The organism is Pseudonocardia sp. NPDC049635, assembly GCF_040659795.1.
GTDB lineage: Bacteria > Actinomycetota > Actinomycetes > Mycobacteriales > Pseudonocardiaceae > Pseudonocardia.
Genome location: NZ_JBFAON010000007.1, coordinates 17,959 through 39,546, shown reverse-complemented (window position 1 = coordinate 39,546; position 21,588 = coordinate 17,959). Strand labels below are relative to the sequence as shown.

Annotated in this window: 19 protein-coding genes and 1 pseudogene; 9 read left to right on the top strand and 11 right to left on the bottom strand. The window is 71.7% G+C overall.

Annotated features, from left to right (window positions below; genetic code table 11):
- Window positions 1–460: 460 nt before the first annotated feature.
- Window positions 461–1,198 carry an HNH endonuclease gene (locus AB0J24_RS11030; RefSeq protein WP_358678887.1) on the bottom strand — a complete coding sequence of 246 codons (738 nt, stop codon included), beginning with the start codon at window positions 1,196–1,198 and terminating at the stop codon, window positions 461–463.
- Between the two features lie 493 nt (window positions 1,199–1,691).
- Between AB0J24_RS11030 and AB0J24_RS11025 the strand changes: the two genes are divergently transcribed.
- The 6 genes and pseudogenes from AB0J24_RS11025 (at window position 1,692) to AB0J24_RS11000 (ending at window position 6,182) form a co-directional block, all read left to right on the top strand.
- Window positions 1,692–1,853: a hypothetical protein gene (locus tag AB0J24_RS11025; protein ID WP_358678884.1), complete on the top strand. Its 162-nt coding sequence runs from the start codon at window positions 1,692–1,694 to the stop codon at window positions 1,851–1,853.
- A gap of 260 nt (window positions 1,854–2,113) precedes the next feature.
- Window positions 2,114–2,725 (top strand): annotated as a pseudogene (locus AB0J24_RS11020) (TetR/AcrR family transcriptional regulator); the annotation flags it as partial.
- Window positions 2,726–2,959: 234 nt separating this feature from the next.
- Window positions 2,960–3,376: a VOC family protein gene (locus AB0J24_RS11015; RefSeq protein ID WP_358678881.1), complete on the top strand. Its 417-nt coding sequence runs from the start codon at window positions 2,960–2,962 to the stop codon at window positions 3,374–3,376.
- 150 nt (window positions 3,377–3,526) lie between these two features.
- Window positions 3,527–4,756, top strand: a complete 1,230-nt coding sequence (locus AB0J24_RS11010) for a GGDEF domain-containing protein (protein WP_358678878.1) — start codon at window positions 3,527–3,529, stop codon at window positions 4,754–4,756.
- A gap of 226 nt (window positions 4,757–4,982) precedes the next feature.
- Window positions 4,983–5,591, top strand: a complete 609-nt coding sequence (locus tag AB0J24_RS11005; protein WP_358678875.1) for a hypothetical protein — start codon at window positions 4,983–4,985, stop codon at window positions 5,589–5,591.
- Window positions 5,592–5,792: 201 nt separating this feature from the next.
- Entirely contained in the window at window positions 5,793–6,182 is a 390-nt protein-coding gene (locus AB0J24_RS11000; RefSeq protein WP_358678872.1) for a DUF4870 domain-containing protein, read from the top strand.
- Between the two features lie 70 nt (window positions 6,183–6,252).
- On the opposite strand, the gene AB0J24_RS10995 is transcribed toward AB0J24_RS11000, so the two are convergent.
- From AB0J24_RS10995 to AB0J24_RS10980, 4 genes are all read right to left on the bottom strand, one after another.
- Window positions 6,253–6,432 (bottom strand): hypothetical protein, encoded by a 180-nt coding sequence (locus AB0J24_RS10995; RefSeq protein ID WP_358678870.1) that lies wholly within the window; start codon window positions 6,430–6,432, stop codon window positions 6,253–6,255.
- Window positions 6,433–6,572: 140 nt separating this feature from the next.
- Entirely contained in the window at window positions 6,573–8,063 is a 1,491-nt protein-coding gene (locus AB0J24_RS10990; protein ID WP_358678867.1) for a PepSY domain-containing protein, read from the bottom strand.
- A 362-nt stretch (window positions 8,064–8,425) separates the two neighbouring features.
- Window positions 8,426–9,958 (bottom strand): MFS transporter, encoded by a 1,533-nt coding sequence (locus tag AB0J24_RS10985; RefSeq protein WP_358678864.1) that lies wholly within the window; start codon window positions 9,956–9,958, stop codon window positions 8,426–8,428.
- A gap of 164 nt (window positions 9,959–10,122) precedes the next feature.
- The gene (locus tag AB0J24_RS10980) at window positions 10,123–11,148 is read right to left on the bottom strand and encodes an AraC family transcriptional regulator (protein ID WP_358678862.1); all 1,026 of its coding nucleotides are present in this window, start codon (window positions 11,146–11,148) and stop codon (window positions 10,123–10,125) included.
- Between the two features lie 188 nt (window positions 11,149–11,336).
- On the opposite strand from AB0J24_RS10980, the gene AB0J24_RS10975 reads away from it, so the two are divergent.
- Both AB0J24_RS10975 and AB0J24_RS10970 read left to right on the top strand, forming a co-directional pair.
- Window positions 11,337–12,527, top strand: a complete 1,191-nt coding sequence (locus tag AB0J24_RS10975; protein WP_358678859.1) for an acyl-CoA dehydrogenase family protein — start codon at window positions 11,337–11,339, stop codon at window positions 12,525–12,527.
- A 202-nt stretch (window positions 12,528–12,729) separates the two neighbouring features.
- Window positions 12,730–15,015 carry a DPP IV N-terminal domain-containing protein gene (locus tag AB0J24_RS10970; RefSeq protein WP_358678856.1) on the top strand — a complete coding sequence of 762 codons (2,286 nt, stop codon included), beginning with the start codon at window positions 12,730–12,732 and terminating at the stop codon, window positions 15,013–15,015.
- 245 nt (window positions 15,016–15,260) lie between these two features.
- Here the strand turns inward: AB0J24_RS10970 and AB0J24_RS10965 are convergent, their stop codons facing one another.
- Window positions 15,261–16,259 carry an amidohydrolase family protein gene (locus AB0J24_RS10965; protein WP_358678853.1) on the bottom strand — a complete coding sequence of 333 codons (999 nt, stop codon included), beginning with the start codon at window positions 16,257–16,259 and terminating at the stop codon, window positions 15,261–15,263.
- 139 nt (window positions 16,260–16,398) lie between these two features.
- Window positions 16,399–17,160, bottom strand: coding sequence for an EAL domain-containing protein (locus AB0J24_RS10960; protein ID WP_358678850.1), 762 nt, complete (start codon window positions 17,158–17,160; stop codon window positions 16,399–16,401).
- 500 nt (window positions 17,161–17,660) lie between these two features.
- Here AB0J24_RS10960 and AB0J24_RS10955 point away from each other — a divergent pair, with 500 nt between their 5' ends.
- Window positions 17,661–18,305, top strand: coding sequence for a TetR/AcrR family transcriptional regulator (locus AB0J24_RS10955; RefSeq protein WP_358678847.1), 645 nt, complete (start codon window positions 17,661–17,663; stop codon window positions 18,303–18,305).
- Here AB0J24_RS10955 and AB0J24_RS10950 read toward each other — a convergent pair.
- The 4 genes from AB0J24_RS10950 to AB0J24_RS10935 are packed head-to-tail and all read right to left on the bottom strand — an operon-like array spanning window position 18,269 to window position 21,519.
- A complete protein-coding gene (locus AB0J24_RS10950) occupies window positions 18,269–19,264 on the bottom strand; it encodes a DUF2891 family protein (protein WP_358678845.1) in 996 nt (331 codons plus the stop codon). The genes AB0J24_RS10955 and AB0J24_RS10950 overlap by 37 nt on opposite strands.
- A gap of 49 nt (window positions 19,265–19,313) precedes the next feature.
- The gene (locus tag AB0J24_RS10945; protein ID WP_358678842.1) at window positions 19,314–19,934 is read right to left on the bottom strand and encodes a vitamin K epoxide reductase family protein; all 621 of its coding nucleotides are present in this window, start codon (window positions 19,932–19,934) and stop codon (window positions 19,314–19,316) included.
- Window positions 19,931–20,680 (bottom strand): thioredoxin domain-containing protein, encoded by a 750-nt coding sequence (locus tag AB0J24_RS10940; RefSeq protein ID WP_358678839.1) that lies wholly within the window; start codon window positions 20,678–20,680, stop codon window positions 19,931–19,933. Before AB0J24_RS10940 ends, AB0J24_RS10945 begins: the two co-directional genes overlap by 4 nt.
- The gene (locus tag AB0J24_RS10935; RefSeq protein ID WP_358678837.1) at window positions 20,578–21,519 is read right to left on the bottom strand and encodes a hypothetical protein; all 942 of its coding nucleotides are present in this window, start codon (window positions 21,517–21,519) and stop codon (window positions 20,578–20,580) included. The genes AB0J24_RS10940 and AB0J24_RS10935 overlap by 103 nt, the downstream gene beginning before the upstream one ends.
- Between the last annotated feature and the right edge of the window lie 69 nt (window positions 21,520–21,588).

Below are 21,588 nucleotides of genomic sequence, written 5' to 3'. Positions count from 1 at the left end.
GAGGCGGCGCCTTGAGAATCACGGAAGCGAGATTCGGCAGACTTCGCTTGCGACCGCACGGTTTCCCGCACGCTTATGCCCGCAGTTCGTCGATCCTGGGTGAGCGCCGCCGTTGATCGACTCTGGCGCTGAGCAGCGTCTACGGCTCCGGTGGGCTACCGCTGACCACAGTCGTACGCCGAACCTGGGACACGTCAGGTTCAGGGTCGGCATCGCCTGTCGGGACTGCTTCGAGGCGCCGAGCGCACCGCGTGACACCCCGCGTGACCTACTCATGGTGCGCACGGTGATCCTCGGCGTGCACCGTGGGACCGGGCACGTGCGCGGATTGGCTGATCAGAGCACGGTGCGACCGCCGTGGACGGACTTGTAATCAGCACGTCGTTCGCTCGTGAAGCGCTGGGCCGTGGTGCTCAGTTGCGTCCTGGCCCGAGTCAGACGCCTGTGGCGTTCCTGTCAGTCACGACCTAGCGGTCACCAGCTCCATGAGCTGCTCGACTGTGAGCCACGGGCGGTACCGGTGAATCATCCGGTGGCAGTTCGAGCACAGCAGCACCAGATCGCCGAGAGCGGTCTGCCGGGGCCCAGAGACGCTCAACGGGTCACGGTGGTGACACTCGATGAAGTCTCGCCCCCGGTCGCCGTACACCGTCTCGAAGTCGAACCGACACACCTCGCAACGAACAACACCGTTGTTATTATGCACCTGAATGATCTTCCGTCGTCGGGCCTCGGGATCCCGCTCGCGTGCGAGGTGCCGTCGTTCGAACGGGCGCCCCTCGGCGAACGTTGCTTCGTCGTCAAGATCCGGTGGAGGAGCTTCGTCAGGTGACAGTGAGCCAGCGGCTCGGATGGCAGTCGCTAGATCGCCCATGCGGCCCGGTTCGGTAAGGAACGCCGCGACCACGGCAGCGGTCAGCTTGCCGCCCTTGGTTGGCTGGCCGGAGTACTCCGGATGGAGCGTTGCGATGTCGTGGGTCTTCCTCCCGACACCCTGAACGTTGCGAAACGTCGGGTCCTGCGCGGCGCGCATGGGCGACATCTGGCGCAGCACGGACGACAGTTCAGCGACCCGGTCGTCGGTGCGCCGGTCGAGCGCGTGCCAGTTGTTGGCGACCACCAGGTCGCACGCGAGCACAATCTCCTCGTACCCCCACGGCGTCCGGCTACGTGACTCGGTCTGCGGCTGCTCCGACACGTCGTGAGAGTAGGGCGTTGGCCCGACACTGTCGGGTACCAGATGTCCCGGCACTGCAGTGGCCGCGCCGGACGAGCAGGACCGTGGGATCAACCGTGGTGCGAACTATGGCCGTGTGGTGTGAGTAGTGCTGGCTGCGGAGTCCGTCGGTTGCACTGTTGATGCTGGTCGAGGGTCCAGGCGCCTCTGTACTACGTCCTTTTAATCCGCGGGTTCGGGGTTCGATCCCCCGGGGGCCCACATTCTCCCAGGTCACGATCCTGGTTTCTCGGAGTCATCGAGATCCACTCCCGGATTACCCCGGGATTGCTGAAAACTTCCAGGACTCCGGCTGCCCCGGTCTGGGCGACCTTGCACCCGAAGTAGTTGTCCTGGGTCATCGAGATCTTGGCGTGCCCGAGCTGGTCGGCGGCCTGGCGGTACCCGACAACCTGTCCGTCGTCGGGTTCGACGACGTTCCGCTTGCCGGAGAATCCGGCCCGCGCTGACCACCGTGGCGCAGGGCATCGATCGGAAGGGGCGTATCGCCGTCGGGCTCGTGGTCGATGCCATCGACCGGAGTCTGCGCGGGCATCCGGTCGAACCCCGCCGCGAGCTGTTGGCCACCGAGCTGGTCGTCCGGGCAAGCACCGGTCCACCGTCGACGAGGCGATGACGTCGATGGCGGGACGGGCAATCTGCGCGGGTGCAGAGGCGGTCCCACCGCCGTAGTCGCTGTGGGAGCAGTCCTGTGGGCCACATCATCCCAGGTCACACACCTGACTCCTTGTCCTCGTTACGATCCGCCTCCGGCTTATCCCTGGGATCGCGGACACCTCCAGGAGGCCGGCGGCCTGGCGGGGAGTAAGGCCGGCCTCGTCCACGAGGGTCGCCACGGTCATGCGGTAGACGTGCGCAGCTACTGGTGAGGCAGGGGTCTCGGCCCTGACCCTCGCCTCGGTGGGTCAGCGGGCCGGTTACAGCCGGAACATGGTCAGTCACCACTTCGGGCCGAAAGAGGGCCTGCTCTACGCCCTGGTCCGCGACGCCCACACCGGCCTGCTGCCCGGCCTGGCGCAGCGTCCGCCCGGTCTCGACCGGTTGCTCGATCTCCTCGAGGGCCACTTGACGGCACTGTCCTCTGTCGACTCCGACTGGCGGCCCTTCCTGCTGCTCTGGGGGCGACGCCGCGGGGGCAGCAACGTCGCGGGCCTCGCGGAGGTGATGCGCGAGGCCCGCGACGAGGGGCTCCGGGGCGCCACTCGCGACGACACCACCACCGAGTACGCGGCGGACACCATCAGCGCCGACGCCACCTCGGACGCCGTGGCCCTGCGAGTGGTCGGGGGAGCTGCGCGGGATAGCCCTGCAGCACGTGCTCGACCCCCGACACGACATCGCCGCACCCCCCGCTGGTCGTCGGTGGGTGGCGCGAGCTGCTGCCCCCACCCCCGCCCGGTCGGGAACCGGACCCGCAGCCGGCGTAGGAACGCGACGAACCCGACCCCCCGGGACGACCGACGGGACAGGTGGCTTCCTCCGCGGTAGGCGTCGCCGAGACGTCGGTGACGATCTGGAGCCGGCTGCGCACCACCCGGTGCTGGGTCTGCGCCCGGCCCGCCCACCCGGCCGAGCACCGGCCTGCGTGATGCGCTCGCGGACAAGTGCCGACCGACCGATGAGATCGCGGACCGGGCACGGTCCGCCTTGTGATCGGACCGGCCGAAGCACGACTGGAGGACCACATGAAGCCCCGACACTCCTGGTGGACCGTTGGTGGGCATGTACTCGTTCCGTACCGCGGATCCCGAGCGCCTCGCGACCTTCTGGGCCGAGGTCATGGAGCTCCCGGTGTCCGGCCCCGCCTCGGCGGACCTGGTCATGCTCGACTTCCATCACGAGATCGGCCCGATCACCTGGATGTTCGAGCGGGACGACTCCGCCGGATCCGGTTCCTCCCGGCTGGGTCTGGACATCGGCCTCCCCGACGGCCACGACTGGCGGGCGATCGCGGACCGGGCCGAACGGGCCGGAGCGACCCGCTACGCCGAACACGACACGGACGGTGTCCGATGGATCGAGATGGCCGACCCCGACGGCAACCGGTTCCGGGTCTTCGCACCGGGACCGTCCTGGCGAGCGCGATCGCGGCACTGCCCCCGCGGGCTAGGGCCGCCGGCCCTGATGGGGTTACGCTGAGGTGCAGATTTCGAGGAGAGTTCGAGGCACGTGGCTGGACATGCCGGACCGACCCGGTGCGCGGAACCCCCGCCTCGGTCTCGTAGCCGTCGCCGGATTCTCGAGCAGGTCCCCGGACGTGTCGTCGCGCTGCTGGTCGCCGTCGAGGGCGTGGCCGTTCTGCTCCTGGCCGGTGACGTGTTCTGGCAGGTGTCGCCCACCGATGACCTGATGCTGTGGGCGACGTCGGCCGGGATCGCGGCAGCCGCGGCCGCGCACACCGAGTTGTCGCTGCGGGTGGAGCGGCTGCGGCGGCGGATCGCCGAGACCCGGCACGTCGACACCTCGTCGGTGTGGACGTTCGCGGCCGCACTGGTGCTGCCGCCGTTGTTGGCGGCGGCGACGGTCGTGACGATCTACGGGCACCTGTACCTGCGGGTGTTCCGACCGGCCGGGACTCCGCTGTACCGGCAGGTCTACTCGACCTCGACCGTGGTCGTGGCGGTGTACGCGGTGTCGGCCGTGCGCGCACTGTTCGGCAGCGGTACCGACTACGGCTCGGTGCTCGGGGTCGTGGTGCTGGCGTGCTCGCTCGCCGTCTACACGGCCATCAACATCGTGCTGGTGGTCACGGCGATCCGGCTGTCGCAGCCGGGATCGCGGTTCCTGGTCGTCCTGGCCGGCGGGGAGAGCGCGCTGGAACTGGCGACGCTGTGTCTGGGCGGGCTGGTCGCCGCGGTGATCCTGCCGTTGAGCTGGCTGTTGCTGATCGTCTTGCTGCCGCTGCTGGTCCTGCTGGAGCAGACGACGCTGATCCGGGTGTTGGAGACTCAGGCCAGCACCGACACCAAGACCGGGTTGCTCAACGCCACGGCGTGGCGGGAACGTGCCCGCGAACTCGTCGACGCCTGCGTCGGACGGCACACCGTCGCCGGGGTGCTGATCATGGACCTGGACCACTTCAAGGAGGTCAACGACCGCCACGGCCATCTCGGCGGGGACGCGGTGCTGGAGGCGATGGCGGGGCTGCTGTCGGCCGAGATGCGCGACGGAGACGTGGTGGGCCGGTTCGGCGGCGAGGAGTTCGTCGCGGCGATCAGCACGATGAAGAGCGAACAGGCCGGCGGGTACGCCGCGGTGCTGGAACTGGGCGAGCGGATCCGGCAGCGTGTGGAGACACTGTCGGTGCCGGTCGTGCCCGCGCCCCGGGAGCCGACGGTGATCACCGGGCTGAGCGTGTCGGTCGGGGCCGCGGTCTCGCCGGGTGCGGGGGTCGAGGTCGACGACCTGTTGGCCGCCGCCGACGAGGCCCTGTACGCCGCGAAGCGGGCCGGGCGCAACCGGGTACGGGTCCGGACGGGTCCCGCGTCGGCCTCGCCCCCGCCACGGTCGGATCCGTGAACCGGCCGCCGCCGCACACAGCGCGGCCGGGCGGGCCGGCAGGGTCGCGCCCGACAGCCGGGCCGGGCGCGGGTTCCGTGCTGAACCTGTGGTGTGCCGTGGTCGTGCCGTCATCGTCCGTGCGGACGTTCGCCCCGGCCCGTCGAGCGCGGGGGCACCGGGCGTCCGGGAACCGGTGCAGCACCGCGTGACCCCACCGATCCGAGGCGACGTCCGCTGGTGGGGCGTGGCCCTGCCCCGTGCCGGCCAGTTGATCGTGGCCGACCCCCGGATCCCGTCGGCCGAGGTCCTTGCCGTGCTCAGCGACGTGCGCGACCGCGCGCGGCCGCGGCCCACCTGGTCCCGGTACGTCGGCCGGGTGGCGATGGTGGCCGGTGTGCTGTTGGTGGGCGTCGGGTTGATGACGGCGTCGGACCGCACGAGCGCAGCGGCGGTGGTACTGATCGCGTTGGGCTTCCTGTACTGGGCGTACCGGGCCCAGGACCGGTTACGGGAGCTTCATGACCGGGGCCGGGACCGGCCGGTGTTCGCCGTCCGCGCCGCTGGCCGCGAACAGACCTGGGAGCTGGTGGAGCACCTGGAGCGCATCGCCGAGCAGGGCGGCCACCGCTCGAACGTGCGGGAGCTGCTCTGGCACGTGGTGCACCTGCCCACCACCGACGACGCCGCGATCGCCACCCTGGTGGAGCAGGCGCGCGCGGGTCAGCTGCGCAGTGGAAGCGACCTGCGCGACGCCGTCGCCGCGCTCCGTACCCGGGTGCAGCCGGCCTCTCCCCGCTCCCGGCGCAGCGGCGCGCAGCTCGCTGCGCTGTTCAGCTACGAAGCACGCGAGTAGCCGGCGCTCCGCCCGCGCTCGTGGCAGCGGGCGGGCGACGGCCCGGTCGTGCGCGGCGCGCGTCCGGGTGACGGCGGCGCGAGCACACGCCCGGGCGACCCGTTTCCGCTCCGGTGCCTGGCAGGGTGGTGCGGGCCGGCGGTCTCGTCCAGCTGCGCCGGTGCGCGGCCGCCCGGCCGCGGGCCACAGGAGAGGATCTCGATGTCGCAGACGCACCCCACCCCGTCAGCTCCCACCCCGTCCGACAGCAGCCGGATCGCAGCCGTACTGGCCCATCTCTCGGCCCCGATCGCCGCGGTCCTCAGCGCCGGTCTGTTGAGCCTGCTGGGCCCGCTGCTGGTGTGGCTGATCAAGAAGGACGACCCGTTCGCGCGCAGGGCCGCCGCCGGCGCGTTCAACTTCAACCTGACGTTCTGGGTGCTCTTCGTCCTCAGCTGGGTGCTGATCTTCACCGTGATCGGGATCATCGTCGCGCTCCCGCTCCTGCTCGTCCTGTTCGTGGTCTCCGCGTGGTGCCACATCAAGGGGGCGATTCGCGCCTCGAACAACCAGTCCTACGACTACCCCTTCCAGCTCCGGATGCTCTCCTGACCCGCGACGATCCCGTGCGGCCCGTAGACGTGCCCTGATCCTCGTGGACCGCGCTCCCGGTGGGGGCCGGTCAGCGGGCGCGTAGGCCGTGTTCGACGGTGGCGAAGAAGTCCCGGGCGAGGGCTTCGAGCTGCGGGCCGGCCGTCTGTGGGGTGCCGGTCCCGTACGGCGGGCGCGGCGCGTACTCGGCGCCGAGCTCGAGGAACCGCGCGTAGTCGTCCCCACGCAACCGCCCGACCAGGGTCGCCACCGGTCCGCGCGGTGAAGGCCGCACGCAGCTCGCGCAGATGGGTCTCGGCCGCGGTGGAGCGGGCCTCAGGTTCGCTCATGATCGGTTCCCTTCGGTGCAGGGCAGCGCAGACGCCGGGATTCGGTCGCCCTAGGGCGGACTCATCGCTCGGCCGGTTCACCGAGGGGCGCCGGGTCCTCGGAGGGCCCGGGGGTCCCGGCGTCCGGGCCGGCCGGGGCCTGGCGCGACCGCCGGACGGCGTCGATGAGCAGGAACAGCACCAACGAGACCCCGAGGAGGGGAAAGAACACCCCGAGGACGATCGCGGCGAGCCCGACCAGCGCGACCGCGCCCGCGCTGGGCTGCTGCACACCCCCGGGAGCGGTGGCGCCCGGGCGGGTCGGACGGCGCAGCCACCACATCCGGTAGCCCCAGACGACGACGCAGATGATCGCCAGGGCCACCGCGGCCAGCAGCAGCTGATTGGCGACGCCGAACAGGATCCCCATGTGCATCGAGATCCCGACCTCGGCGGCCTGCGCCATCAACGGCCAGTCGGCGAACCGCACGGTGTCGAGGATCTGCCCGGTGGCCGGGTCGATCGCCATCGCGTCCTGCTGCAGCGGCCAGGACCGGGTGACCTCGGCGATCTTCCACGCCTGGGCCGCCTCGTCGGGTGGGGTGATCGCGACCGGGCCGGACATGCCCGCGGCGCGGGCGGTGGCCAGCACCTCCTCGGCCAGGGCGCCGACCGTGGCCGGATCGGCCGATGGCTCGGCCGACACGGCGTCGGGCGTCGAGATCTCCTGGGACACCCGCGGCGTCGTCCAGCTCAGCGCCGAGCGCAACTCGCCGACGTTGGACCCGGCGAAATTCGACCAGGTCAGGCCGGTGGCGGACAGGACCAGCATGCCCAGGGCCGCCCAGAGCCCCACGGCGCCGTGCCAGGACCGGAGCCGAGCCCTGCCGCGCGCGGACCGTTCCGGCAACAGGGTGCGACGGACCCGGGCCGCCCGGCGCCGCCTGATGACCCAGAGCATGATCCCGGACAGGGCGAGCACCCACAGCCAGCTGGCGGCCAGCTCCGAGTAGACCCGACCGACGTCGCCGAGATGCAGGTTGCGGTGCAGGGTGTCGATCCAGGCCCGCGCCGGCAGCCACTCCCCGAAGGTGTCGAGCACCGCCCGCACCTCACCGGTGTAGGGATCGACGAACGCGGTGCGCGCGTAGTCCTCGGCGACACCGGGTGCGTCGAAGGTGACCCGGGTGGTCGAGTCCGGCCCGACCGGCGGGCGGATCTGGGTGATCACTCCGCCGGGGACCGCCTCGGCCGCGGCGCCGGCCTGTTCCTGCAACGTCAGGGCGGACGAGCCGACCGGGACGTGCAGCGCGTCCCGGTAGAGGATCTGGTCCAGCTGCGGTGTGATCGTGTACAGCAACCCGGTCACGGCGGCGACCAGGATGAACGGGCCGATGAACACACCGACGTAGAAGTGCAGGCGCAGCACCAGCGGTCGCAGGCCCGACCACCACCAGGACCCGCGTCCCCGCCGCAGGCCACTGTCGTGGCCGTCCGTGCGCACCGGTGGTCCGTCCGACCGGTCGGGTACCGGTTCGGTGCCCCCGGTCGAGGTGTCGGTCAGTTCGGACACGAGTTCTCCTCACAGCTGAGCGGTAGGTGGTGAACACCGCCGACAACACCACCGACGTGGACACTGGCCGCCCCGCGGTTGCTCTACGAGACGTAGAAGTAGTGGGTGTCGATCGGGTGGAAGTTCCCGCCGACACCGTTTCGTGACCTATGACCGGTCGGCGGTGGGAGTGCGCCGGCCGGGCCGCGGCCCCGGTTCCAGGGCGGACGGCGCCGGTGCGGAATGCGTACCCGGACGCCTCGCCGCGACCGCGTCCCCGTGGTGCCGGGGACCGTGCACGCGTCCGGCAGAACCGCCGGCGCGGTACGGCCTCATCCCGCCGGGTGCCGGACGCTTCGGCCGAGCCGGCCGGATCGCGCGCGTCAGCGCGCGGCACTCCGCTCCGGGGCGGGCACGGTCGGTTCGCTGCCGACGGCGCCGACCCCCCGCAGCGTCACCAGTGCAACCACCGCCAGCACCGCGATCACCAGGCCGGTGCCGGCGCCGACCACGGTGAGGCCGGCCGTCTGCGCCTGCCGGGCGACATCCAGCGCGGCCGGTGAAAGGCCCTCCGAGACGGCGTTCGCCAGGCTCGTCCCGGTGGCGTCGTCGAACCCCAGGTCCGGGTGCGACCGGACGGCCGCGCGGTACACCGCACCCGCCACGCTCCCCAGCACCGCCACCCCGAGGGAGAAGCCGAGCTCCTGGGCGGTCTCCGACATCGCCGCGGCCGAACCCGCCCGGTTCGGCGGAGCGCTGCCGACGACCAGGTCGGTGCCGAGCGCGGCGACCGCACCGAGGCCCAGGTACACCAGCGCGAACCCGGTGACCACCGGACCGACCGAGCCGGGGCCGTCGGCCGTGGCGAGCAGGAGATGCCCGGCCGCGGCGACGGCCGACGCCCCACCCACGACGACGCCGGGCCGGATCCGCCGGGCGAGCAGTGGGGCACCGACCGCGGCCAGGAACATCGCCAGCGCGGCCGGCCCCATCCACAGCCCGACGACCAGGGGGCGGTACCCCTCGACGAACTGCAGGTGCTGGGTCACCAGCAACATCGCGCCACCCACCCCGACGAGCACGACGAGCAGGATCACCAGCGCCGCCGCGAACGCGGGCACCCGGAACAGCCGTAGATCGAGCAGCGGGTCGGGCATCCGGTTCTGTCGCCGGACGAACAGCACGGCGAACAGCGTCCCGGCCGCGGCGGTGAGCAGCGCGTGTGCGTCCGGGCCCTCGGCCGCGCCGTGCTTCACCGCGTACACCCACGGGAGCACGGTGAGCAGCGACAGCACGACACTGATCGGGTCGGGCCGCCCGGGCTCGGGGTCGCGGTACTCGGGCAGCACGACCGGCGCCGCCGCGAGCACGACCAGCACGACCGGGACGGCGACCAGGAACACCGAGCCCCACCAGAAGCGCTCCAGCAGCACTCCGCCGACCAGCGGCCCGAGGGCCATCCCGAGCGCGAACATCGTCGCCCAGACACCGATCGCGAGGCTGCGCTGCCGCACGTCGGTGAACATCGTCCTGATCAGCGCGAGCGTCGAGGGCATCAGGGTCGCGCCGGCGACACCGAGGGCGGCCCTGGCTGCGATGAGCGCCTCGGACGTGGGGGCGTACGCAGCGGCGACCGAGGCCACGGCGAACGCGCCCAGGCCGATCATCAACAGCCTGCGCCGGCCGGTGCGGTCGCCCACCGTGCCCATCGTGATCAACAATCCGGCGATCAGGAAGCCGTACACGTCCATGATCCACAGGCTCTGCACGGCGCTGGGCCGCAGGTCCGCCGACAGCTCGGGCAACGCCAGGTAGAGCACGGTGATGTCCAGGCCGAGCAGCACGGTGGGAACCGCGAGAACCGCCAGGCCTGCCCATTCGCGGGCACCGGCCCGGCCGCCGACGGAGGGGCTCACGGGTCGCTCCGATCCAGGAGGGTGGACGAACCTACTCGTTGTACCCGTCCGGCCCCGGCGATGATCTGTCGCTGAGGCCACCGCCACCGGTGTGCGTTGCGTGCTCCGGCCTCGTCACCGGCCGCGGAATCGGGGTGGGCGGCATCGCCGGTCCGGAGCAGGTGTCAGCGCTGGAGGGTCACCGACGGAGGTTCGCCGAACCGCCTGCGATAGGCGGCGGCGAACCGCCCGCCGTGCGCGAACCCGTGCAGCAGGGCGATGTCGGTGACCGTCGTGCCGTCCTCCGGCCGGCCGGCGACCAGGTCGGCGTGGGCGCGCTCCAACCGCACCTGGCGCAGGTACGCCGCGGGGGTGGTGCCCAGGTACCTGCGGAAGGCCAGGTGCAGCGCGCGCTCGCCGACGCCGGCGGCCCGCGCGAGTTCACCGACGCTCAGCGTGCCCTCCGGTGTCGCGTCGATGTGCTCCAGGACGGTGGAGACGATCCGCGGCGGTGGGAGCGCCACGTACTCGGTCAACCGCCCGGAGTAGTTGTGCCGGTGGCTGAGCAGCAGCAGGTTCAGGATCGTGCGCTCGAACTCCGTGGCCACGACGGGCGGCAGGCCGCCGGGTCCGCACGAGTCGATCGTGCCCAGTAGCGCCCGGACCGCACCCGCCAGGCCGGCGTCCGCGCCGGTGACGTCGACGCCGGGATCGAAGGCGACCGGCTGGTCGATCGGGCGGTCGATCAGGTTCTGCAGTCGTTCCTCGACGGCTGTCTGCTCGACCCGCAGCACCAGCAGTGACAGGTCCCCGCTCCAGCGCATCTCCATCGGCGAGGTCGAGGAGAAGACCGCACCGCGGCGGGGCCCGGCGACCAGCCGCTCACCCCGGTAGCCGATCTCGAGCCGGCCGCGCAGGGGCAGGTGCACGGTGGCGAACGTCCTCAGGGGGCGCCCCGAGATCCGTACGGCGGTGCCGTAGTGGAAGCCCATCAGTGACATCCCGGCGATGCGGACGTGTCTGATGTCGGCCGCGAGCGCCGTCGTCGCCCCGTCGAACTCCATGCGGTGCCGGGCGAGCAGGGTCGTCGCACCCTCACGCACCACGTCCGGGTCACGGGAGGTCAGCACCCGGTGTCGCTCCAGCGGTACGGGCCCCCGGGTGGCGGACCGGTGCGCGATCCGCAGCGGTGTCATGCCGTTGTGCGTCATCGCGACCTCCGGCCCGTTTGTCTAGCGGACAAGTGTCCGTCATCAAAACGAGCGGTCGATCCCGTAGTCAAGCGCTGCTGCCGACAGGAAATGGATGAGAAGTTCGGTATCCGGCTACTGGTCCGTCTGCTCCGCTCCTACTTTGACGTCGGTCGGCTGATCGGCCCGCTCCAACGAAGGAGGACCGTATGACCCTGGCGAGCAAGCCCCGCCCCACCACGGCCGAGGAGGTCGAGGCCGCGGTCGTCGATCTCGTTCCGCTCCTGCGCGCGAACGCATCGCTGGCCGAGCAACAGCGTTCGGTGCCTCAGGAGAACATCGACGCACTCGAGGCCGCGGGGGTGTTCCGCATCTCCACCCCCCGTCACCACGGCGGGCTCGAGCTCGACCTCACCGCGCAGGTCCGCATCCTGGCAGCTGTCGCCCGTGGATGCGGCTCCACCGCGTGGGTGTGCTCGCTGCACTCGGTGGCCTCCTACTTCCTCGGGCTGTTCGACGATCGTGCGCAGGATGCGGTCTTCACGTCCCCCGACGTCCGCAGCGCCAGCATCTTCAGCCCCGGCGGGGTGCTCACCCCGGTCGAGGGCGGTTACCGCCTGACCGGCCGCTGGCCGTTCAACACCGGTTGCCGCTCGGCCCAGTGGGACACCCTCGCCGCCCGGCTCGACGACCCGGCCGGCGGGCCACCGCAGATGCTGCTGTGCCTGGTGTCGATGTCGGACCTGACGATCGAGGACGACTGGCACCCCAGCGGCCTCGCGGGCACCGGCAGCAACGCGACCGTCGCGAAGGACGTCTTCGTCCCGAGCCACTGGGTGCTGCCGTTGATGGGTGCGCTGACCGGCACCAACCTGTCGGCGAAGACCGCCGGCTCCCCGCTCTACCGCGCCGCGTTCTTCCCGTTCGTCCTGGTGAACAGCACCGGGGCACCGGTCGGCATGGCCGAGGGTGCCCTGGACACCTTCCTGGAGCGCCTTCCCGGCCGCAAGATCACCTACACGAACTGGGTGCAGTCCGAGGCGCAGGTGACCCACATCGGGGTCGCCGACGCAGCGGTCAACATCCGCGCCGCGAAGGTGCTCAGTCACGACCTCGCCACCCGGATCGGTGACGCGGCGCGCGAGGGACGTGATCTCGACGTCGCCGAGCGCGCGGCGATGCGGGCCGAGGCCGCGCACGTCGTCCGGCTCTCCCGGTTGGCGATCGAGCAGCTCAACAGCATGAGCGGCGCCTCGTCGATCCAGTCGGACGTGCCGATCCAGCGGATCTTCCGCGACATCGAGGCGCTCACGCTGCACGCTGCGCTGGCGCTCAACACCAACCTCGAGGTGCACGGGCGGGTGCTCGTCGGTCTGGACCCGGCGACCCCGTTCCTCTGAGGGATCGCGGAGCGTGACGACGACCGGGACCGCGACGCCGGCACCGTCGGGGGCGGTCCCGGCCGGGCGCCATCGGTACACCGTCATGAACCGGGCCGGGGCCCGCCCTTCGCGCATGTGATCTGCCTCGCAGTCGCGTCGACCCCGACGCGACGTCAGAGTGTTCGGTGGTCGGACCGGCTCCCGACGAAAGGTCCCGATCATGACCGGCCAGCCCGAGCGCATCCAGCTCACCGACGCCGACTACGCCCGCGCCGAGCAGATGCTCGCGCCGTACCGGGCACGGCTGATCCCGAACGCCTCGGTGGTGCCGGAGTGGTCCGCCGACGGTGCCCGGTTCCGCTACCGGTCCGGTGGGCGGCACGTCCTGGTCGATCCGGCGGTGGGCGTCCGCCGGGAGGCGTTCGACCACGATCGGCTCGCCACCGCCCTCTCGGAGGCGTCCGGGCACGCGGTGCCGGCCGACGACCTGCCCATCACCGCACCGGAGTACGAGGTCCCCGGCCGGGAACCGGACGTGCTCCGGTTCTCGGCGTTCGACACCAGGTGGGAGTGGTCGGAGCGCACGGGGACCTGCACACGGGTCGAGGACGAGGGCCCGCCGGTCGGGCCGGGGGAGATCGCGTCACCGGACCGGGCGTGGGTGGCGTTCCGACGTGCCGGCGACGTGTGGGTACGCAGCCGCGACGGTCGGCAGGAGTTCGCGCTCACCACCGACGCCGAACCGCACTGGGACTACGGCGGGTTCCTCGAGGCGGCCACGAAGGTCAAGCTCCCGTTGCTGGGCGTGGGGTCGCTGTTGCATGCGGAGTGGTCCCCCGACTCCACTCGGCTGATCACCCACCGGATCGACCAGCGGGAGTTGCCCGAGCAGGTCCTGGTCGAGGCGGCGCCGAAGGGCGGGGGCCGGCCGGTCGTGCACCGCATCCGCTACCCGATGCCCGGTGACGAGGTGCAGGCGACGATGACCTGGCACGTCCTCGACGTCGGCACGCGCCGGAACACGACCGCTGCCGGCGGGCCGGAGGAGCTGACCTCGCCCTACGCTCTGGACCGGCGGTGGTGGACCGGCGAGAAGGGCAAGTCGGTGCACGTCCTGCATCAGTCCCGCGACGGGCGGACCCTCGAACTGCGCAGGCTCGACCCCGACACGGGCGCGTGGACGACGCTGATCACCGAGACCGGCCCGACCCGGGTGGATCCCTCGCCCTACCTGCACGTCCCGCCGCTGGTGCGCGTCCTGGACTCGGGGGAGATCCTCTGGTGGTCCCAGCGCGACGGGTGGGGCCATCTCTATCGCTACTCCGCGGACGGTGAGCTGCTCGGGCGGGTCACCGACGGCCAGTGGCTGGTCCGCCGGGTCCTGTGGGTCGACGAGGACCGCCGGCAGGTCTGGTTCCTGGCCTGCGGGCTGAACGCCGACCCCTACCTGCGCCAGATCTGCCGGGCCGATCTCGACGGTGGCGGGTTCGTCCGGGTCACCGACGACGATCTCGACCACGATGCCGTCGCCCCGCCCCGCGGCGGCTACCTGGTCGACCGCGCCTCGACCGTCGGTCTCCCGCCCCGGGCACGGGTGCTCGACGACCAGGGACAGGTGCTGGTCGAGCTGGAGGCCCCGGACACGGCAGCGCTGGAAGCTGCCGGATGGACCCCTCCGGAACGGTTCCGGACCACCTCCGCCGACGGGCACACTCCGATCTACGGCCTGTTGTGGCGCCCGTACGGTTTCGACCCGACGCAGCGCTACCCCGTCGTCGACCACACCTACCCCGGCCCGAACATCCACCGTGCCTCACCGGCGTTCGGTGACCTGTTCACCGGGGAACCCGAGGCGCTGGCGGCGCTCGGCTTCGCGGTCGTCGCCCTGGACGGCCGCGGCACCCCGCTGCGCAGCAAGGCGTTCCTCGACCACTCCTACGGTGACCTCGGCATGGCTGCGGCACTGGACGACCATGTCGCCGCCATCCGTGAGCTCGGGCGCCGGTACAGCTGGCTCGACACGGGACGGGTGGGGATCACCGGGCACTCCGGCGGCGGGTTCCTCACCGCCAGGGCCCTGCTGACCCGCCCCGGGTTCTTCTCGGTGGGGGTCGCCCAGGCGGGGCCGCACGACTTCTCGATCTACCTGCCGTTCTGGGTCGAGCAGAACCATGGGGAGATCACCGATGAGAACCGGCGGGCGCTGGTGAACCCCCCGCACGCCGGTGGCCTGCGTGGCAAGCTGCTGCTGATCGACGGCGAGCTCGACGACAACGTGCTCCCGCACCAGAGCATGCGCCTGGTCGAAGCGCTCATCGAGGCCGACGCCGACGTCGACATGCTCGTCGTCCCCGGTGTCGAGCACAACTTCACGGGCCGCTTGCACTACGTCACCCGGCGCACCTGGGACCATCTCGTGCGCCATCTGCACGGCACCGAACCCCCGGCCCACCGGCTGGCCCCGTTCCCCGACATGCCGGACTGGGCCGTGAACCCGGCGGGATAGGTATGCCGGCCACCCACCGTGCCGCGCCCGGCCGCGCCGGCGGACACCGAGGGCGGGCCGCGCCTGCCCCCGGTGTCCCCGGGCCCACCGTCCGCTCCCCGACCGGCGGCCCGTCCTCGGCCGGTCGTACAGGAACGTGGGGGAATGGGGTTCCGGGTACCGGCGCCGGGGGGCAACGCCGGTACCCGGAACAGTCGCGAGCCGGGTTCCGTCCCGGGGAAGAAGCGGCAACCGGCCCGCAGCTCCTAGGCGGTCGGGATCCGCAACAGATCCGCCGCGTTCAGTCGCCCGATCCGGGCGGCGTCATTACGGTTCAGCGGGGCCGAATCGAACCAGCTCGCCGCCTCGTCCATGGTCTCGTAGGGGTAGTCCGTCGAGAACAGCACGCGGTCCGAACCGATCGTGCTGATCGTGTAGGCGAGCGCCTTGGTGTCGAAGTGGCCGCTCGTGGTCAGCACGATGTTCGACGTGAAGTACTCGGTCACGGTCCGTTTCGCGCTGCCGAGCCCGGTGCCCTCCCGCTGCTTGTGCAACCGGTGCTCGAGCCGGGGCAGCAGGAACGGCAGCGCCTCACCGAGGTGGCCGAGCACGACCTGCAGACCGGGGCGACGGTCGAACAACCCGGACAGCATCAGCCGCACCGCGTGCGTGGCCGTCTCGTGGCCGAACCCCCACGCCGAACCGACCAGCGACTCGTAACCCTCGTAGATGCCGCGCGAGCCCGGATGCGGCTCCCGCGGATGCAGGTACACCGGTACGCCGAGCTCCGCCGCCATGTCCCAGAACGGTTCGCACGACGGGTGGTCCAGGTAGCGGACCCCGCCGTCGGGCAGGTCGGTGTAGCCGTTGACCAACGCACCCTTGGCGCCGAGCTCGGTGACGGCCCGCTGCAGCTCGACGGCACCGGCGTGCGGGTCCTGCACGGCGACGGTCGCGAAGAACGCGAACCGCGACGGGTGCCGGTGGACGAACGTGTCGTGGATCGTGTCGTTCGTGTGCCGGGCGACCGTGGACGCCACCTGCGGGTCGGTGATGCCCTGCACCCCCGGCGACGTCAGCGACAGCACGGACACCGCGACGCCCGCACGGTCCATCGCCTCGATCCGGTCGTCGACGTCGAGCAGCCGACGAGCCACCTCGGCCATGTATGCCTGCCCGTTCCGAGCGGCCTCTCCCGAGTCGTCCCAGTACTGCCCGTTCTCCCGTGTGGAGAGGTGCTCCTCGAGCGCGATCTTGTCCTGCACGTGGTCATCCCCTCCTCATCCGACCTCGTTCACCACAGCGACGTTAGAACGGCGGGCGGGGTACGTCTGGCCGGTTCGGGGCCGATCTCTGGCCACCTGGCGCAGGGTGCGCGGCAGCCTGCCGGAGCGCCGGTGGCGCTCAGGCCACCGGCGCGTGTCCGGGTGGCGCCGGCCTGCCGAACAGCCAGCCCTGCCCGAGATCCACGCCCGCGCCCGCGCACCGCTCCGCGGTCGCGGAGTCCTCGATGCCCTCGGCGACGGCCACCGCGCCGAGCTCGTGCACGAGGTCCAGGGCCCGGCACAACGCGCGGCGGCCGCGTCCGGTGTGCACGAGCCGGATCAGCGTGCGGTCCAGCTTGACGACGTCGAACGGGTACTCGATCACCCGGGTGAGCGTGCTCAGTCCCGCGCCGAGGTCGTCGGCCGCGATCCGGACACCGGCTCGTTGCAGCGTCGTCATCGCTGCGCGGAACCAACCGGGGTCGTCGATCACGCCGGTCTCGGTCACCTCGAGGACCAACCGGTCCGGGGGGAACGACCGCATGGTGCAGGCGTCGAGGACCCGGCCCGGGAACGTGGGGTCGCAGAACCCGGCGACGTCGACGTTGACCGACAGGAAGCCTCCGCCGCGGACGACCTGCATCCCGTCCATCAGTGCGCGGGTGGTGAGTCCGGGGAGCCTGCCGGTGTCGTCGGCGATCGGCACGAAGTCCACCGGGGAGACCTCGCCGAGCTGCGGGTCGGTCCAGCGCGCGAGGCTCTCGACGCCGACGGTCGTCCGACCGGAGAGACTCACGATCGGCTGGTAGGTGAACCGGACGTGGGCGAGGAAGTCGGGACGGCACAGCCGCTGGGTGATCAGCGCGGCACGCCCGGAGAGGTCGATCCTCGCCTCGTGCATCGTCGCTCCGCCTGCCTCTCGTCAACGACTGTCGGACGACGCTAGCGGGAGTCGGGATGTGCCGTCTGGCCGTTCCGCGCGGGTCGATGGTCACCGAGCGCGACATCATCACATACGGGTCCCTCCGAGGCGGAGCGAAGAAGGGGGGAGGCTCGTCACCTCGATCACGTGGAGTGCCCACGTGGGTCGTCACCGGTCACCGGATGCCCCGCCCGGGTGGCTCTCGCCGATCGTTGTCCGGCGTCACGATCGCCGATACAGTGGTACTGGTCCTGTAACAGTGTCGACGGCAGGCAGGGTCGTGGCCTGGACAGTCATGAGGGAATCCGCCGGGCCCGGCCGGCCGGTGCCGCGGGGCTGCGGTCCGTCCGATCGCGGCCGACCTGCGGTTGTGCGCCACTCGGTTATGCTCCCCGGACACGACACGGCCGGCAGCTGGCCCGGGTCGCGACCGGGTGGTCGCTCTCGATGGCCGGACGACGCGGAGGGATGCATCGCCCATGCTGACGGGCGGACCGACTGGCCCCGAGCGCTCCGGCCCCATGCGTGACGGTGCGGCGGAGACCGATGCCACGGCCGCCCGCATCCTCGGCGCCGCGCGGCGGGTCGCCGAGGAGTTCGGCCTCCGCCGCTTCACGATGGACGAGGTCGCCCGTCGCTGCGACCTCGCCAGGGTCACGGTGTACCGCTACTTCCCGCGCAAGGACGAGTTGATCCGCGCGCTCGTGCTGGAGGAGCTGCGGCTGTTCACCGAGGAGGCCGACAAGGTCGTCCGGGAGGAGTCGACGGCCGACGGCGCGATGGTCGTCGGATTCCGGTTCTGCGTCGACTACCTGCGCAACCATGTGGCGCTGAACCGGCTGCTGCGCACCGAGCCCGACGTGATCCTGCCGCACCTGACGACCTCCGGCGGGCCGGTGCTCGCGATGGCGACCGGATGGATCGCCGAGCACGTCCGGCGGGAGATCGACGTCGCCGCGCTCGCCGTCCCTCCGGAGCACGCGGAGCCGTTCGCCGAGCTGCTCGTCCGGATGGTCATCTCGTTGGTCCTGACCCCCGGCACGCTGGACCTGGATTCGGACGAGGGCTGGCAGCAGGTCCGGCGCCTCTACGTGGCGCCGTTCGTGGAGATGCTCCGGCGCTGATCCGGCCGGCTGCGCAGCGCGTCCCACGCGAACGTGGCCAGCCAGTGGGTGGCCACGAAGTCCCGGTTGCCCAGGGACCGGAGACCGAGGCCGAGCAGTTCCTCGGCGGCCGCGGCGAGACCGGTGTCACCGAGCACGGCCGCCAGCCGGTGTGCGGCACCGGCCCGGGACAGGTTGAGCCCGTCCAGGTGCACCAGGTGCGGGTCGCCCGGGTCGCTGACCTCGACCGGCCGCAGCAGCGGCGTGGGATCGGGGAGGAAGCCGTCGAACCACGTCGCGAACTCGTCCGCGGGCAGCACGCGTGACATCAGGTCGGCCTCGCAGAGCCCGGCGGACAGGAAGTCGTGTCCGGAGAGCTCCCAGCCCGCGGGCCAGCCCCGGTCGCCGGCGAACAGTCGTCGCGCCGCGTCCGCGATCCGTTCGGTGTCGTCGGCGCGGTCCAGTTCGTCCGCCGCCTCGTGCAGCAGGGTCAGGCCGAACGCGGTGTTGGAGTGCAGTCCGTGGCGCACCGGGTGGTCGAGCCGGGTCAGCCAGCCCTCGGTGAGCCGGTACACGGTGTCGGCCAACGGTTGCAGGGCGTCCCGCCAGGCGGGCCGGGGCAGCCGGCCGGATGCGGCGGTGAGCCGGGCCGCCCACGCCCAGCCGTAGGGGCGCTCGAACACCGGATGCGCATCGAGGTGGGCCGCCTCCCCGAGCAGCCGCTGTGCGGTCAGGGTGCGGCCGAGCGCGGCGGGCAGCCGGGGGTCGTCCTCGCCGTCGAGCAGCAGTTCGACGCCGAGCCAGTGCATGTGCACGCAGGAGTGCCAGTCGAAGGAGGTGTGGAAGGCGGGGTGGAGCCGGTCCGGGGTGACCCCGGACCGGCTCTCCTCGGCGTCGACCAGATGGCTCAGGTGGTACGGCGCGGTGGTCGCCAGGTTCTGCAGGACGACCGCGGTGAAGTCGGAGCGCGACGGATGCACGACGGAATCGTCCTACAATCCAACACAGCGGCTGCGAGCGGGGGGTGACTCAGCCCGGCCCGAAGAAGAAGCCCCGGAAGGTCCAGGCGGCGGCCACCAGGATCAGCAGGTACCAGATAGCCGGCACGCTGGAATGGAACCGGCGCAGCGTCGCGACCAGCGGCCGCGCCGGCCGGACCAGTGCCAGGCTCTCCAGCGTGGCATACCAGAACACGGTGATCGTGACCAGCCAGACCACCATGCAGTACGGGCAGAGCGCGTGGATCTCGGCCAGGCTCTGGTAGATCAGCCAGTGCACGAACACCAGGCCGAGGGTGCTGCCGACCTGCATGCCGACGGTGAACCAGGCCGGCGGTTCGAACCCGGCGAGCATCGCGACGCCGCCGGTCACCACGACGGCGAACGCGACCAGACCGATCAACGGGTTCGGGAACCCGAACACCGACGCCTGGGCGCTCTCCATCACCGAGCCGCAGGAGATCACCGGGTTGATCGAGCAGGACGGCACGTAACCGGGGTCGCTGAGCATCGCCAGCCGCTCCAGCACCAGGACGGCGGCCGCCACCAACCCGATCGCCCCACCGACCAGGTAGACCGCACCGGCCCGGCGCCGGCGCCGGGCCCCGTCGCGGGCCGGTGCCGGAGCGGTCCCGGCGGTCGTGCCGGTCACGCCGCCTCCGCCAGCGCCCGATCCAGCTCGGCACGGATCTCCTGGTCGACCTCGGCGAAGGTGCTGCCCACCGGCTCGAACCGGCGACCGTCGATGAAGAACGTCGGGGTGCTGAACACGCCGAGCTCCTCGCCGAGATCCATGTCGGCCTCCACCCGCCCCACGACGTCGTCGGAGTCCAGGTCGGCCAGGAACCGGGGCATGTCGAGGCCGAGCCGCTCGGCGTAACCGGTGAACCGCTCGCGGGCCGCGTCATCGTCGGCGGCCGCACCGTTCCCGGCCCAGGCCGAGTACTCGTCGTAGAGCAGGTGGTACATGTCGGTGTAGCGGCCCTGGTTCTCGGCCGCCTCGGCCGCCTGTGCGGCGAGCGGCGCGAGCGCGTGCATCTCCAGCGGGAAGTTGCGGGTCGCGAAGGTGATCCGGTCGGCGTAGTCCTGTTCGATGCCGACGGTCAGGTTGTCGTAGAACGCCGAACAGGCCGGGCACTGGTAGTCCAGGAACTCGACCATCGTCACCGGCCGGCCGGGATCGGTCACCATGCTGGCGCCGGCGACGAGCTGCTCCTCGGACACCTCGTCGGGCGGCGCGGGTGAGAGCAGCGCCCCGCCGATCGAGAACGCGGCGAACAGCACGACCACCACGGTCAGCACCGTGTTGATCGAGATTCCCCTGCGCTCGGCCATCGGGTTCGGTGCCGCCTTGCCCGGGCGGGCCTGCGGCTTCTTCTTCTTCTTGTTCGTGGACATCGGGATCTCCTCCGGAGGGGGTCAGTGCGCCGATCCCGGCGCGGTGAGGGCGGGGAGCAGTGCCGCGATCCCCGCGGTGACGGCGGCCCGCCCTCGGGCCGGGAGGTGCTCCCCGGCTGGTGGGTCAGCAACACGACGACGAACCGGTCGTGGGCCCCGACGTGGCCGGTGGTGTTCAGCACCAGCTCACCGCCGGCGACCATCCAGCCCTGCTTGATCGCGTGCGGCAGCCGGGGCAGCGCGTCCGGGATGCCGAAGTACTGGTCGACGCCGTCCAGTGCGATCCGGGGCGCCTCGCGCAACGCCGAGAGCACGAGCTCGCGGGAAGGTTCGGGCAGCCGGTCCAGGACGAACCGGTAGACGGCGACGACGTCGGCGCCCGTGGTCCGGGTCAGTTCCCATTCCCGCGGCTCGGACGGCGCCACGGTCCCGGTCAGGTTCAGCTCGGCCACCATCCTGGTGACGACGTCCGGGCCGCCCCGCTCGGCCCACAGGTGGGCGGCCGCGCGGTCGTCGCTGTCCCGGAGCACCCGTGTGACGGCGCTCGCGGTGCCCGGGTCGGGTGGCTGCCAGTCGCGGGCGCGCAGGACGTCCAGCGCGATGAGCAGCTTCACCACCGACGCCGTCGCGAAACCCGGCCGGTCGGCGGACTCGAGGCTCACCCCTGTCCACCGGTCGTTCGGGGTGCCGGCGACGGTCGCGGACGCACCGGTGGAAACCACCACCAGCGCGGTCACGACGAGCGCGGCGACGATCACCACCAGCCCCCGGTGCGGGCTTCCCGGCCGGGCCGTGTCCCCGTGGGCAGGCTGCCCGGGCACGGTCTCGAACGCGGACACGATGAGCCTCTCGTCCGGGGCGGATGCGGATGGATCCGGTGGCGGTCGCTCAGGTGACCGCCACCGGAC

Bases quoted from the DNA above. Each gene is read 5' to 3' on its own strand.
- AB0J24_RS10970 (WP_358678856.1), top strand. From the start codon at position 12,730: ATGACCGGCCAGCCCGAGCGCATCCAGCTCACCGACGCCGACTACGCC.
- AB0J24_RS10955 (WP_358678847.1), top strand. From the start codon at position 17,661: ATGCTGACGGGCGGACCGACTGGCCCCGAGCGCTCCGGCCCCATGCGT.
- AB0J24_RS11015 (WP_358678881.1), top strand. From the start codon at position 2,960: ATGTACTCGTTCCGTACCGCGGATCCCGAGCGCCTCGCGACCTTCTGG.
- AB0J24_RS10975 (WP_358678859.1), top strand. From the start codon at position 11,337: ATGACCCTGGCGAGCAAGCCCCGCCCCACCACGGCCGAGGAGGTCGAG.
- AB0J24_RS10940 (WP_358678839.1), bottom strand. From the start codon at position 20,680: ATGTCCACGAACAAGAAGAAGAAGAAGCCGCAGGCCCGCCCGGGCAAG.
- AB0J24_RS11000 (WP_358678872.1), top strand. From the start codon at position 5,793: ATGTCGCAGACGCACCCCACCCCGTCAGCTCCCACCCCGTCCGACAGC.
- AB0J24_RS10980 (WP_358678862.1), bottom strand. From the start codon at position 11,148: ATGACGCACAACGGCATGACACCGCTGCGGATCGCGCACCGGTCCGCC.
- AB0J24_RS10960 (WP_358678850.1), bottom strand. From the start codon at position 17,160: ATGCACGAGGCGAGGATCGACCTCTCCGGGCGTGCCGCGCTGATCACC.